This window comes from Jeotgalibaca caeni, from assembly GCF_028863945.1.
Lineage (GTDB): Bacteria > Bacillota > Bacilli > Lactobacillales > Aerococcaceae > Jeotgalibaca > Jeotgalibaca caeni.
In genome coordinates, this window is record NZ_JARBEA010000022.1 from 25,699 (window position 1) to 39,340 (window position 13,642).

At 42.7% G+C, this 13,642-nt stretch carries 15 protein-coding genes and 1 pseudogene; 6 read left to right on the plus strand and 10 right to left on the minus strand.

The window, feature by feature from the left end:
* The first annotated feature begins 13 nt into the window (after positions 1 to 13).
* Complete coding sequence (locus PVE40_RS06295) at positions 14 to 307, plus strand: DUF896 domain-containing protein (protein WP_420828516.1); 294 nt, start codon at positions 14 to 16, stop codon at positions 305 to 307.
* 159 nt (positions 308 to 466) lie between these two features.
* Here the strand turns inward: PVE40_RS06295 and proS are convergent, their stop codons facing one another.
* From proS to PVE40_RS06310, 3 genes are all read right to left on the minus strand, one after another.
* Complete coding sequence (proS, locus tag PVE40_RS06300; protein ID WP_274731033.1) at positions 467 to 1,906, minus strand: proline--tRNA ligase; 1,440 nt, start codon at positions 1,904 to 1,906, stop codon at positions 467 to 469.
* Positions 1,907 to 2,243: 337 nt separating this feature from the next.
* On the minus strand, positions 2,244 to 2,807 hold the full coding sequence (locus PVE40_RS06305) for a GNAT family N-acetyltransferase (RefSeq protein WP_274731049.1): 564 nt from the start codon (positions 2,805 to 2,807) through the stop codon (positions 2,244 to 2,246).
* A complete protein-coding gene (locus PVE40_RS06310; RefSeq protein WP_274731034.1) occupies positions 2,797 to 3,249 on the minus strand; it encodes a hypothetical protein in 453 nt (150 codons plus the stop codon). The genes PVE40_RS06305 and PVE40_RS06310 overlap by 11 nt, the downstream gene beginning before the upstream one ends.
* Before the next feature lie 186 nt (positions 3,250 to 3,435).
* Between PVE40_RS06310 and PVE40_RS06315 the strand changes: the two genes are divergently transcribed.
* On the plus strand, positions 3,436 to 3,873 hold the full coding sequence (locus PVE40_RS06315) for a universal stress protein (protein WP_274731035.1): 438 nt from the start codon (positions 3,436 to 3,438) through the stop codon (positions 3,871 to 3,873).
* Positions 3,874 to 3,938: 65 nt separating this feature from the next.
* Here PVE40_RS06315 and PVE40_RS06320 read toward each other — a convergent pair whose 3' ends face one another.
* Positions 3,939 to 4,802 carry a DUF4352 domain-containing protein gene (locus PVE40_RS06320; protein ID WP_274731036.1) on the minus strand — a complete coding sequence of 288 codons (864 nt, stop codon included), beginning with the start codon at positions 4,800 to 4,802 and terminating at the stop codon, positions 3,939 to 3,941.
* 87 nt (positions 4,803 to 4,889) lie between these two features.
* Entirely contained in the window at positions 4,890 to 5,168 is a 279-nt protein-coding gene (locus PVE40_RS06325) for a DUF503 domain-containing protein (RefSeq protein ID WP_274731037.1), read from the minus strand.
* 130 nt (positions 5,169 to 5,298) lie between these two features.
* On the opposite strand from PVE40_RS06325, the gene PVE40_RS06330 reads away from it, so the two are divergent.
* Entirely contained in the window at positions 5,299 to 5,895 is a 597-nt protein-coding gene (locus PVE40_RS06330) for a DUF1836 domain-containing protein (RefSeq protein WP_274731038.1), read from the plus strand.
* A complete protein-coding gene (locus PVE40_RS06335; RefSeq protein WP_274731039.1) occupies positions 5,885 to 6,745 on the plus strand; it encodes a DegV family protein in 861 nt (286 codons plus the stop codon). Before PVE40_RS06330 ends, PVE40_RS06335 begins: the two co-directional genes overlap by 11 nt.
* 27 nt (positions 6,746 to 6,772) lie before the next feature.
* Here the strand turns inward: PVE40_RS06335 and PVE40_RS06340 are convergent, their stop codons facing one another.
* Together PVE40_RS06340 and PVE40_RS06345 are read right to left on the minus strand one after the other, a co-directional pair.
* Entirely contained in the window at positions 6,773 to 8,014 is a 1,242-nt protein-coding gene (locus tag PVE40_RS06340; protein ID WP_274731040.1) for a YcjF family protein, read from the minus strand.
* 70 nt (positions 8,015 to 8,084) lie between these two features.
* Entirely contained in the window at positions 8,085 to 8,696 is a 612-nt protein-coding gene (locus PVE40_RS06345; RefSeq protein WP_274731041.1) for a TetR/AcrR family transcriptional regulator, read from the minus strand.
* 240 nt (positions 8,697 to 8,936) lie between these two features.
* Between PVE40_RS06345 and PVE40_RS06350 the strand changes: the two genes are divergently transcribed.
* Complete coding sequence (locus tag PVE40_RS06350; RefSeq protein WP_274731042.1) at positions 8,937 to 9,269, plus strand: four-helix bundle copper-binding protein; 333 nt, start codon at positions 8,937 to 8,939, stop codon at positions 9,267 to 9,269.
* Between the two features lie 196 nt (positions 9,270 to 9,465).
* Here the strand turns inward: PVE40_RS06350 and PVE40_RS06355 are convergent, their stop codons facing one another.
* The gene (locus tag PVE40_RS06355; protein ID WP_274731043.1) at positions 9,466 to 10,167 is read right to left on the minus strand and encodes a zinc metallopeptidase; all 702 of its coding nucleotides are present in this window, start codon (positions 10,165 to 10,167) and stop codon (positions 9,466 to 9,468) included.
* 147 nt (positions 10,168 to 10,314) lie between these two features.
* On the opposite strand from PVE40_RS06355, the gene PVE40_RS06360 reads away from it, so the two are divergent.
* The gene (locus PVE40_RS06360) at positions 10,315 to 11,427 is read left to right on the plus strand and encodes a neutral/alkaline non-lysosomal ceramidase N-terminal domain-containing protein (protein ID WP_274731044.1); all 1,113 of its coding nucleotides are present in this window, start codon (positions 10,315 to 10,317) and stop codon (positions 11,425 to 11,427) included.
* A gap of 44 nt (positions 11,428 to 11,471) precedes the next feature.
* Here PVE40_RS06360 and PVE40_RS06365 read toward each other — a convergent pair whose 3' ends face one another.
* Both PVE40_RS06365 and PVE40_RS06370 read right to left on the minus strand, forming a co-directional pair.
* On the minus strand, positions 11,472 to 12,809 hold the full coding sequence (locus tag PVE40_RS06365; protein ID WP_274731045.1) for a uracil-xanthine permease family protein: 1,338 nt from the start codon (positions 12,807 to 12,809) through the stop codon (positions 11,472 to 11,474).
* A gap of 465 nt (positions 12,810 to 13,274) precedes the next feature.
* Positions 13,275 to 13,642, minus strand: a pseudogene (locus tag PVE40_RS06370) (transposase); the annotation flags it as partial.

Sequence of the window (13,642 nt, forward strand, 5' to 3'; positions counted from 1 at the left end):
AATGATTGGAACGATGGATCATTTGCTAAAAAGAATTAACGAATTAGCCAAAAAAGCAAAAACTCCAGCTGGGTTAACGGAAGCAGAGAAAACAGAGCGTGCTACTCTACGCGAAGAATACTTGCAGAATTTCCGTGGATCAATGAATGAAATCTTATTGAATTCAACGGTCTATGATCCAGAGGGAAATGATGTTACACCGAAGAAGCTTAAAAGAGCACAACGGGAAGTTCATCTGAAAAATGCACAAGATATTTTGAAAAAACAAAACATCACCTTCTTGCATCCACAGAAAAAAGAAGACTAACATACAAAAAGAAGCGGGAGAATCTCCCAGCTTCTTTTTTTTTCGGAGAAATAATCTTCCAGGAGCGGCCTCATTTGTTCGTGTCTGCTCAAAAATAATAACTAGGCGAAACACAAAAAAGCAATGGCGCTACCGAAGTAGTCCACTGCTTTTCTTTGCTTAATAAGCTCTAGCTAACCATACGGTCGTAGTCGCTGGTTTGCCTGTTACGATACATGTTTCTTTCTTTGTTGCAGGTTCGAAAGGAATGTTCCGGGTTGTGAATCCCGTTTCCTCTTTGATTTTTGCTTCTGTTTCCTCAGTACCATCCCAGCCTGCTAAAACAAAACCAGGTGTTTCTCCAGCAGCACGCTTTTCTTCGATATGTTGTTTCAATTCTTCCAACGTATTGATGTGCGTATACTCATGTTGCTTGCGGTTTTCGCGGGCACTTTCGAGTAGACGTGCTTGCATGTGGTCTAATGCGGTTGGAATATGGGAAACAATTTCATTTAATGAAATAGCTTCTTTGCCATCTTTGTCGCGCATTTTCACCATCACATGATTGTTTTCTAAATCACGCGGTCCAAATTCAATTCGCATTGGCACGCCACGTAGTTCCCACTCATTGAACTTGAAGCCTGGAGAGTTGTCGCTGTCGTCAATCATGGCGCGGATGCCGTTTGCTTTCAATTCTTGTAGCAATTCTTCCAGTCTTTCAAGGATTGCTGGATTTTTCTTCCAAGGTCCTACTGGCACTAAGACTACTTGTTTCGCCGCCACTTTTGGTGGTAATACAAGGCCTTGTTCGTCACCGTGAACCATGATGGTAGCACCAATTAAACGAGTAGATACACCCCATGAAGTTGTATGGGCATGAACGTGTTCGTTCTCGCGGTTCAAATATTTGATGTCAAATGCTTCCGCAAATTTTGTTCCCATATAATGGGAAGTTCCTGCTTGCACGGCTTTTCCGTCTTTCATCATCGCTTCAACGGAATACGTGTCTACTGCTCCGGCAAAACGTTCAGAAGGTGTTTTTTGTCCTTCATAGACTGGAATAGCCAATACATCTTCGATTACTTCTTTGTATATTTGAAGCATTCTCATGGTACGCGTACGGGCAGATTCTTCGTTTTCGTGTGCGGTATGCCCTTCTTGCCACAAGAATTCAGACGTACGCAAGAATGGGAGTGTTTTCTTCTCCCAACGGAATACGTTTGCCCATTGGTTGATTTCATATGGTAAGTCACGGTATGAATTAATCCAGTCACTAAAGGCTGTTCCAATCATCGTTTCAGATGTTGGGCGCAACGCTAGGCGTTCCTCCAACTTCTCACCGGCTGCTTCCGTTACCCAAGGAAGCTCTGGGCTGAACCCTTCGATATGGTCTTTTTCTTTTGTGAAGAAAGACTCAGGAATAAGCATAGGGAAGTATGCATTACGAATGCCCTCTTCCTTAAAACGTTGGTTAAAGGCTTCTTGAATATGTTCCCAAATTTCATAGCCATCTGGTTTGAAAATCATACATCCTCTAACTGGTGAATAGTCCATTAAATCTGCTTGCTTGATGGTTTGAATATACCAAGCTGAAAAATCTTCCTTTTGTAGGTTACTCATTTTTTGTAGCTCCTTTTCTATTTTTAGACAAAAAAATAAGCACACCTCATCCTCTGAAAGGACGAAGTCTACTTTACTCCGCGGTACCACCTTATTTGGCTTTGTTTCAAAAAGAAAAAAGCCCCACTCTGTCTTGATAACGGCAGACAGCCGGTCGAATGACGATTCGCTTAGGTAGGTTCAACTAATCAGCGGGGGCTTTTCTTCCAGCCTAGGAAAAGCTCTCTTGGCCCATGATTCATTTACTAGTCCTCTCGATGTGCACTCATATTGTAAGGGAAAATGACGGAGAATTCAATTGTTTCTTTTCCTCCTCCACTTTCCCTCTTCTATTTCTCTATTTCTCTAACAAGTTGCGGTAGTACTCATCCCTCAAAATTCCATAGTAAACTGTATCGATCCGCTTGCCTTTGTGAATGCGGTGCTGGCGTAAGATTCCTTCCCGCTGCATTCCTAGCCGTATCATCACCTTCCCCGAAGAAACGTTATCTGCGTCATGGCAGGCATACACCTTCTCCAATTTCATTGATTCAAAGGCTAACTGAAGGAGGGCCGTTGCCGCTTCTGTCATGTAGCCCTTTCCCCAATAACGCTTGTTGAGGACGTAGCCAATCTCCGCATGTTTGTGTTCTTCTACCACTCGAATATCGATGGTGCCAATCATTTTTTTGGTTTCTTTTAGTTCGATGGCATACTTTCCTGCGGGATTTGCCATGAAAAAGGTCGCAATCGCATCCTTGGTTTCTTCCAGGTTCTTATGCTGTTCAAATACGTAACGCGTATTCTCTTCATCGGAAGCATACTCAAACATATCTGCCGCATCGCTCAATTCAATCGGCCGCAAGGTCAACCGTTCGCACTCAATCCGGCGAAACCAAAAGAGCGTGAGATTAAACGGCACCGTCACCGACTACTTTCTGGAGTTTTTCCAACTCACCCAGGGTATGTTGCAAGTGTTCCTTGTGCCACTTCATTCCCATTACAATATTGCCCAGTTTCAAAGGCAATTCTTGGTCTTCGCCGAGGAAGGTAACACTGTGCTGAATCTTTCCTCTTTTAATAAATACACCGTCTAATTCCTCGTGAGGAATGAAATTAGGTTCCAATTTTTTATCAATCTTGCCGCTGATTTTGTTTAATGGAATTAAAACAATGCGCTCTTTTTCTAACCCCATTACAAAATAAGCACCCTTCAACATTTGTGCATAGGCGCCAAATAAGAAAAGAGATCCGGCTGAAGGTGTCACTTGTGCGTATACAAGTGTTTCTTCTAATTCTGGACTCATCAGCCCTAATTCTGTTAAATGTGTGTGAATTTCGTCAATCGTCAATACTAAGCCCATTTTAACCGCTCCTCCATAAATCGTATGATGACTTCAGTTTACTAGCTTAAAATAGGAAAAAGCAAATAATATCACTAAAGGAAGACACTAGATCTGTATTTCTTTCAATTTATAAGCATATAGGCTAAAATGAAAGTAGAGAAGGCGTTTTCTATTTGAGAAACTGCTGAAAGGGAGAGGATCTTTATGTTAGGAGAATACACCAATTTACTTGTACCGGTCGATGGGTCAGAGCAAGCGGATCGTTCCTTCAAACAAGCTGTTGCGATCGCTCAACGAAATAAGGCAAAGATGCGCATTGTATTTGTAATGGACAACCGCAATGTCACGATTGCTCCCGAATATACACCACTCCATGCGAATGACTTCCAGACGGACTACGATACTAGTTTCATGGATGATTACCTAGCCTATGGAAAAGAAGCAGGAGTAGATATTGAAACAACCATCACGAACGGTAACCCGATGTCATTGATTGCGGATTCGTTACCCGAAGAATATGGTACTGATTTAATCGTGATTGGCTCAACCGGAAAAGGAGCGGTCACCCGCGCACTCGTTGGATCCGTCTCGAACTATGTCGTTAAAAACGCAAAGTGTGATGTACTCGTGGTGAGAAAATAAAAATTTATGCAAAAAAGCGTTTAGTCCGCCAAGCTTTGTGGTGGGCTAAACGTCTTTTTATTTGCTTAAATTTCGGTTCCGGTCAATCCGTCCGTATCCTCCCAAGCTCCATCGAAGAAATCAATGGTATACGGACCTTCATCGGTAATATCAAAGTATACTGTTTCTTGAAAACTTTCTCCCGGTGCTATCTCATTTAACCAAAAATGAGCATAGCGTAACGGCAAGAAGTGGCCTTCTCCGTCGCGAGCGACAAAGTAATTAGGGGCGATATGGGTGCCGACCGTTCCATCGTTTAGATATTGAACTTCTACTTTTAAGAGTTGTTCTCCAACCGGATTCAGTTCGGGATCTGCTTCTACTACTTCAATACTCGTAACGGTCACAATTTCCACAATGCTGGAATCTTCGTTACGGAACGTTTGTGGCTGACCTTCTTGAGAAATAACAGCGGGTTCTTCAACGACCGGATCATCGTTTGGAATAAAGGTAAGAGTCACATAGCTTTCAGGATCCAGCGTGCCTACATCGATTCCCGTTTTTCCATACTCCACAGTGGGATCGGTGGTGAAGGTGATTTCCGTTTCTATATTTGGAGCTGCATATGGATAGACAAAGTGCCATTTATTGTCTGTTGTCCGAATATCTACTGCGGTACCTTCAATAATAACCGTGACGCGCTCAAACCCGTCCGCTTTCCCTTCCAATGCATAGTAATTATATTTATCGCCTCTTGTCACAAGTTTATCTACGCCATCTATAAATTGAATGGTCTTGTCTTCCTCTGTGACACTCTCGCTGATGATTTCTTCTATCTCTATGGAACTTGTACTTGATGTCTCCACAATAGCCCCATCGTCTTGATCATTTTGGCAAGCAGCCAGGAACAAGACTAATCCTCCAACTAGCCACAGATTCTTCCAGCGCATTGGAACCCCCTCCTTCAAAATAACAACTCTTCTGTATGGCTTTATTCTAGCAAATCCCTTCTCTATTCCCCAAATTTTATCACTTATCTATTCATAATAATTCGTATCGATGATCTCTATTTCATACAGACTCTCTATTTCGCGTAATAGTTGGTCGACTATTTGTTGGGCGACCTTCTTGGAGCTGTTGGCAACCGCAATACCTATACATGCTTGATTCAGGAGATCTTGATCCGCTACTTCCGCAAGGCTGACCGGGTACTTGTTTTTCATCCTGTGAATGATGCTTTTGACGGTGCTCCTCTTATCTTTCAATGAGTACGAATCAAAAATTTGAAACGTGACTTCAAGTGTTAAAAATGCCATCTTGCATCCACCTTTCGAGCTTTCTTTATTGTAATCATTCTCTATTTCTGTTATATTTCTTCTAGTAACCATAACCGTTTTTCCTAATAATGAAAACTAGATGGTCGAAACAATAAATGGGGTGTTCCCTTTGGAAGAAAAGGAACTCATGCAATTTCGAGAAGCAACGTTCCGGATCAAGCTATTACGGTGGGAAGAATTGCCTGACTTCGGTATATACAGCGATCAGGTTCTGACCATTATCGAAAATCAATTATTATTTTTGCAACAAACAGAAGACGATCGGATTATTACACCTGCGATGGTGAATAACTATGTGAAGTACCGTCTCATCGAACGGCCCATCAAAAAGAAATATTATAAAATCCATATCGCTAAGTTGATTGTGATTTCATTGTTGAAGCAAGTATTGCCGTTAACAGATATTGAAAAAGGAATGGCGCTACAAACTGCTTTGAAAGGGAATGAAGTTGCCTATAATACCTTTTGCGATGAAGTGGAACAGTCTTTTCAACGTCTCTATGATTGTTTAGGACGAAACAAAGAGTTTTCTTTCACTGTTGACCATATTTCGAATGAGAACCTGGCTCTAAAGATGGTAACCTTATCCCTTGCTTCTAAGTTATTAACGCAACAAATCATCACCTTAAACGGAGCGCGAAACTTAAATGAAATCGCTGCCCCCACTGATGTAACCGTAAAAGGAGAGAATTCATTTGAAAAATAAAGAGATAGCAGTTTTAGTAGATTCCTGTAATGATATTTCCATGGAGTTAACAGAAAGATATGGCTTGTACACCATGCCATTGATGATTAATTATACAGACCGTTCTTATAAAGACCGTGTGGATATCACACCGCAAGAAGTGTATGATTCTTTCCAAAAAGAAATTCCAAAAACCAGTTTGCCACTCGGCAGCGACATTGATCAGTTGCTCGACCAGATCAAAGCAGATGGTCACACGAAAGTGATTGTTTCTGCTATCTCGAGTGGATTAAGCGGTACGTATCAGTCCATGAAGTTAGTTGCTGAATCAAGAGATGATATGGAAATTGCGGTCATCGACACATTGAACATCGGAATCGGTTCTGGTTTTGTTGGGATTTACGCTGCTGAATTATTAGAAAAAGGGTTGGACTTTGAAACAGCGGTTCAGAAAACCCAAGATGCTGTCAAAGACTCCACTGTTTTCTTTGGCGTAAAAACATTGGAATACCTGATTAAAGGCGGTCGTATCGGGAAAGTATCCGGTATTTTAGGCAGCGCCCTAAAAATTAAGCCCATTATTTCTTGTAATCCAGAAGGTATTTATGACACCATCGCAAAAGTGCGCGGTCGTAAACAAAGCATCCAGAAAATGATTGAGTTGACTCGCGAAACGTTGGCGGGCCACAAAAATTATTACCTAGGAATTTGTCATGGTGCTGCAGAAGACGAAATGCTGCAAATCAAATCGGAGATCCAAGATCTCATCCAAAATGCTAAACTATTTTCAGAAGGCCAGATTTCTCCTGTTCTAGGCGTGCATACCGGTCCTGGCTTGTTAGGGATTGGCGTTATGATTTTAGAAGGTTAATACAAAACGGCCGAGTGATTTTTCCCCTCACTCGACCGTTTTTTTGTCGTCTTCCTTCTTGCTCAAACGCTGCTTCACCTTCTGCAACCAGCCCTTTTTGGGTGGTGGGTTATCGGATTTTTGGGGAAGCAGTTCTTGTAAGTCCGCATCGTTTTTCCCATTTTTCAAACGTTCCTGCAATCTCGTATGCATCAGTTCGCCAATATTGCGCAGGTCGGGGTATTCCCCCTTCACTTCTCCCTTTGCAATAAAAGCCAGCACTTCAATGTAACTAAGCGCCAGAGCACTCGTCAACACCGATGCTGTACCGCCGCTGATGATCCCGCCCGCAACCGTCCCTGCTCCCGGAATGAGTTTGATGAGGTTTGAGACAATGTAGCGTCCCAAGTAAGTAGCCCCGCTCGTTCCGCCAATCGCCCCCAAGATACTGGCGATACTCGTTCGGTCTAAGGAAATCCCGAAAATGGCAGTAATATGCGACATCATCGTTATTTGCATGGGTACCAATACCGTCGCATCGGAAAAAGGAATCGGGGTAAAGCCAATTCCAAAGGTTGTCGCAATGTACCGGGTCGCCCAACGTCTGGCTGCTTTCACTTTACGCTCAATATCCACTTGTTGGGCATTCGTAAAAGCCTTTTTGGCCTCCTCAGGGATGACTTCAAACGTCAAAGTAATTAAATCTTTCAATCCTTTTTGTGGAATCGTAATGTCTTTTGAAATGACAAACGGTTCTGCAAGGATGGTTAAAACCGCTACTACATTCAAATTCAAGGCCTCAATATATCCCTTAAACTCTTCAGCCGTTTCTCCAATGGACTGGGTTAGAACAATTACGACCGGAACTTTTTCTGCAAGTTCATTAATAAAATCAATTTCCGCTTCTTCAATCCGAGAAGAATTGGCATTAATACAATAATAAATCACGTGAATGGATTCTGTCGGCCCTTTATCTTGCTTTCCGTCAATGGTCAAAAAGATTTCTTTCCGCACTTCGGCTTGGACGTCCTTACTGAGCTCCAACCCTCTCGTATCGTACAGAACGATTGGAATGCCTTCCTTTTCGATGCGGCGTAAGTGTTTTGTAACAGGCTTTCCGATTCCGGTTGAGGCAAGCCGTTCACGGAAGACGTTATTTACTAACGTACTCTTCCCGACACCGGTCTTTCCTACTAATAAGACGTTCACCGGATTCATCTTTTCAATTTCTTCTTTTGTCTTCTGTAGCATTTCTTCTACTAAGCTGAAGTCCAGTTCTGCCTTCCCCATTCTCTTCACTCCTTTGCCTGATTCGTAAAAAGAGGGCACCTGTAGTCGATGTCCCTCCTTTTATGTTTCTTTATCCATTTTGGTTATTCATGACACCTGACATATTGCGATAGATGATTTCGAAACAGATATCGCCCATTTCTTCTGGACTTTCTTTCATACCTCCTTGAAGCCACGAATGAATCAGCCCTTCTACCGCATAGGAAATTGCTGCAACAAGATAGACTGGCGGTACTTCTGTCTGCGAATCTTTCATCGTTTCCACAAAGTAATCGTTGAGAATTTCATTGAATTTATGGTGGAAGGAGTAGGTACTGTTTTCGCTTAATAAACTCTTGATGAAGCGGTGATTTTCCAGAGCATACTCAAAAATAGCTCCCATCGAGGAAGAGACTTCTTTTTTCAGTACTTCAGGATCCGAATTCTCAGACACCTTCATCAAAATCGTTTGCCCGATATCTCGCATTTCCACAATCACTTGATTGACACTTTTTTCAAACAAATCATACTTATCCACATAATGCAGATAGAATGTCCCGCGGTTGATCCCTGCCAAATCAGTAATTTCTTTCACTGTGATTTCATCGATGGACTTCTGTTCGAGTAATTGAGTTAATGCACCTAGTATTTCCCGTTTCGTACGAATGACCCGCCGATCTGTTTGTCTACTCTGATTTCTCATGGTGTCCCCCCTCTTCTTCCTATACGACCCTATGCAACCCGTCTATTCGGTAAAAAACAACTGCTTCTAAGTCTCTGCATCCTTTTCTATATTATAATACAAAACAAGAGTCTTTCACAACAAACAGCAACGTTGAGTTGAATAGTGGCCGAATACCGGTATTATTTGATTCTTCTAGGGATTACTCCTATAATTTAAGGTAAGAAAGAGGATTCAATTACTTTGAAGGAGTGAAACGAAATGGAACAAGCTACAAAAGACTTGATGAAGGCACTGACGGAATGTATTGCAGCCTGCAACCACTGCTTTGACGAATGTTTAAAAGAAGAACATGTCAAACATATGGCTGCCTGCATTCGCTCTGATCGGGAGTGCGCGGACATTTGTACTTTGACACTATCGATGCTCACACGCGAAGGAAGTTTGAAGACCGATATACTGAACTTGTGTGCCATCACATGCCAAGCATGTGGGGAAGAATGTGCAAAGCATGATCACGAGCACTGTCAAGCTTGCGCTAGAGCCTGCTTTGCCTGTGCAGAAGCTTGCCGGACTCACCCGTTGATGGCTTAGATTAAGACTTGTTTTTTTAAGTTTTCAAGAAAAAAGAAGAGTCTGGTTTCCTTACCTTTTAGAAAAGAAAGTGAATATTGATTCTACGTTAATCTTTCGTTTTGATAGAGCAAAAAAAGTTTCGCTATCGCAACGATTAGCAGTAAAAAGGAAAGAGGTCGGGACGTTTGTCCCAACCTCTTCTTTTTTGTACTTATTAATCTCTTCTTCTTCCACCAAACAGCAGAACGAGTCGCAAGAGTTGCAAGAAACTCATGATTGCGGCTGCTACATAAGTCAAAGCAGCGGCGTTCAAAACTTTCCGTGCCTTTGGAACTTCGTCGCGTTTCAAAATACCGCCATCCAAAATTTGTAACGCACGACGGGAAGCGTTAAATTCAACCGGTAACGTCACAACTTGGAAAATGAAGGTAAAAGAAAACAGCAAAATTCCCAATTGGATAAATGTCAATCCAGCTTCACCTAAGAAAACTCCTAAGAAAATCATGGGAATGGAAATTGTTTGGCCAAAGTTTGCTACTGGGACTAACCCCGCACGCAAGCGTAATGGGATGTATCCTTGTTGGTCTTGAATCGCATGGCCCACTTCATGAGCAGCAACACCAATGGCAGCAACAGACGAAGAGTCTGCGGTAGCGTCGGATAAACGCAATACCTTGTTACGAGAATCGTAATGGTCAGTCAAATTTCCTCTGACACGCTCCACTCGAACATCATGAATGCCTGCTTGTTCTAGTATATAAATAGCGGCTTGTGTTGCAGTATAACCGCTACGGCTATAATCGTCACTATACTTGGTAAAGGTACGTTTTACATAAGCTTGAGCTGCCATCGAAATAATTAATCCAATGACAATCAGAATATATGTGGAATCAAGTACTGGGAAAAATAGTGGCATAATTAGCTTCCTCCTTCTTCTTTAATCAAAGACAGTATAGCATGGAAATGTGAAAAAACCGTGAAGAATTCACCAAAAGAAAGAGTCATTTATTTGGTGTCTATGCTATCATTATACTACAAATAATAAACGTTAGAAGGGATATGCATGGCTTACCAGATTGGTTTCCAACAAGTAGAATTCACTCCTCCTGCCGGAATGTGGATGGGAGGATACGCACCAATGCGAACGGCTACTGGAATGGCGGATCCTTTGTGGATGAAAGGTTTCGTCATCACCAATCCTTCAACCAAGGAAGCACTTGCTTGCATCACGTATGATCTTGTAGCCATTGATCAGTTGTTGCTGGACGAATTAAAACGACAGCTCCTGATTACTTGCCCCGACTGGGACGTTCAAGTTTTCCTGACGGCCACTCATACTCACTCCGGTCCGGCTGGAACCTTGGATACTCATCCGGCATACAAACAAACGTGGACTCCTATTTTTGGAGAATCCGATGAAGCACTCCTTACCGATTTAGTTAAGAAGAGCATGCTCCTCATTCAGCACTGCCTCAAAAATCAAGAACCCTTTCGTTATCAGAAAGGAGTTTCTATTTTGGAAGGGATTGCGACCGACCGAAATGATGCTAGAAAACCAGGAGATTCGCGTTTAGGAAAAGTGTTGATTGAAACAACGAGTGGAAAACGGCTCCTCCTCTGGCATTTTTCTTGTCATCCCACTGTTTTGTCTGCCGCTAACCGATTCTATTCAGCAGACCTTCCCGGCGCTGTAGCACATGAGTTGGTGGAATTCGACCAAGTCATGTTTTTCAATGGCAACGCCGGAAACATCAGCACCCGCTTCACCCGCTCCGATTCTACTTTTGAGGAAATGATACGCTTCGGCGAACGTATTGCGGCGGAACTCCGCTCGATTAGCGAGGAATCGTGGGAAACAGTAGCGCACATAAGCGTGAGCCAGCAGTCTGTTTTACTGAAGCAGAAGTCTTCTTCAAATTACTTGTCCATTTCTTATCATATTCTTCGAGTCGATGACCTCGTCTTCGTAACCGTCCCTGGAGAAATCACATCCGACTTGACCAAAGATTTACGAGAGACCTTAGATGTGTTTATTTTAGGTTACTGCAATGGTTATGAATTCTATTTCGCTGACGAAGCGTGTTACCGAAACGAGACGTATGAAGCCCAGCACAGTTTCCTTGCTCCTTTCGAAGCAGAAAAATGGATGGAGCAAGTTGCCGAACAACTTAAGTAAGAAAAGAAGGAGCTGCCCTTATTGATTGGGCAACTCCTTCTTCTTTATACGTTTGCTTCTTTTTTAGTGTTTTTTCCTAGTTTAATTTCTGGCACTTCTTTTGGCTCATAAGCTTCTTCGTGCGGCAAAATGAGGTTCAATAAGATTCCAGCAATAGCGCTGAGTGCTGTTCCGGAAAGTGAGAGGAAACTGAGGTCCAATGTTGCTCCGCCTAGTCCGAGCACCAACATAGAGCTGGCAATAATCAAGTTTCGTACTTGACCGAAGTCTACTTGCTCTTCAATTAACACTTTCAAACCGTTGCTGGCGATTACCCCATACAGAAGAATCGACATTCCGCCGAGCACTGCGTTTGGAATAGTGGAGATAAGAGCAGTGAATTTGCCCATGAAGCTGAGTGCGATTGCGAAAAATGCAGCGTTTCGCAGCACAGAAACAGATGCAATCCGCGTCATTCCGATCACGCCTGTATTTTCACCGTATGTGGTGTTTGCCGGTCCGCCAATAAATGCGGAAACCGCTGTTGCCACGCCGTCTCCAATTAACGTTCTGCTCAAGCCTGGGTCTTTCAAGAAAGTCCGGTTACAAATTTTCCCGAGTACCGTGTGGTCACCGATGTGTTCTGAAATGGTGACAAGGGCTACAGGGACAATGGCTAATGCTTCTGGTCCTAGATAAAATTCATATGATTCAAACCAAGGATTAGCAAATGGCAGATAAAATTGCGGCAGTTCAAACCAGTTTGCTTCCATGACTGGTGTGAAATCTACAATTCCGACAGCTAATCCGATTAAGTATCCGCCAATCACTCCACAAAGGAAAGGAATGATTTTGAAGAATCCTTTTCCTTTTGTATTCACGAAGGCAGTAATCAGAAAGGTCAAGGTAGCAACCAACATGTGGCGAACATCTCCGCCTGAAACGTAACCGGCGTTTGTGACAGCAGAGGAGGCCAGACCAAGTCCAATAACCATAATCATCGGTCCAATCACAATTGGCGGCAATAAACGATCAATCCACTTGGTTCCTAATAATTTCACTAACGCTGCGATCATAACATAAACAAATCCGACTAAGATGACTCCTGTTTGTGCTGCACCAATATCACCGCCCATTTGCTCCATGGCTACTCCCATGGCAGTGATATAGGCGAAGGATGATCCTAAATAAACGGGAACTTTTGCTTTTGTTGCAATTTGATAAATGAGTGTTCCAATCCCACTAGCGAAAAGGGCTACAGATACGGGCAGGCCGAGAATAAGCGGCACAAGAATAGTAGCTCCGAACATAGCGAATACATGCTGAAAACTCAACAAGAGTCCTTTTAATACAGGTGGTCTATCTTCTACTTCCAACAACAAAGGTCTTTGATTAATTGCCATACCTAAATTCCTCCTTATTTTTGGACATAAAAAAATGCCCTCTCGAAAAATTCGCAAAAGGACCTATAGGTATCAAATATGGAATTTGTACCCTTCTTGATCTCACGGGATCAGCTTAAAGGACTTTGCTCCGCATAGTATAGCAAAGCATAAACCAAAAAACAAGCATGGTTTCTTCCTTTTTATGAGTTTTATTCTAATCAAACTTTCCTCAAAGTTTTACATAACCTTCAGAGAAATTTCACACCTTTTCGTTACAATAGTTTCGAACCTAATGAAAAACCTTTTTCTAACCTATTTTTTTTGAAGAACGGAAGCTGCAACTTCCCTCTTAATCCAATTACGAAGAGGCTGGGACAAAACCAGAAAAATGAATAAAGAAATAGCTCTCGCAGATCCCTTTTGGGGTGGCGAGAGCCATTTTTTTGTATTTTTTTTGATCTTCTCCCTTTGGGAGCCCTTATGGGCGGTATACTTCCGTAAGTTTACCGCCATAAAGGCAAAGCCAAGCTCATTTTTCACCTTCGCCTTGCCCCGAACAGACAGACGGGTGAAACCTAAAATAGCCTTCAGGAAACCGAACGTTGGTTCTACGTCAATCTTTCGTTGCGCGTAGATGCCAGCGGTCGATTCTTCTGAAAGCAGGTCTTGAATCAGTCGTTTTTGACGCTCCCACCGCTCGTTGTAGCGGATGGTACGATTGTTTCCCTCCTTGGCCTTGGTGCAGTGTGACCGAAGTGGACAGGTGGAACAGTCCGCACATTCATAGACCTTGAAATCACGGGTATACCCATATTTGTCCGTCCTGTGGGACCAGTAGCGGAAGGTCAGCT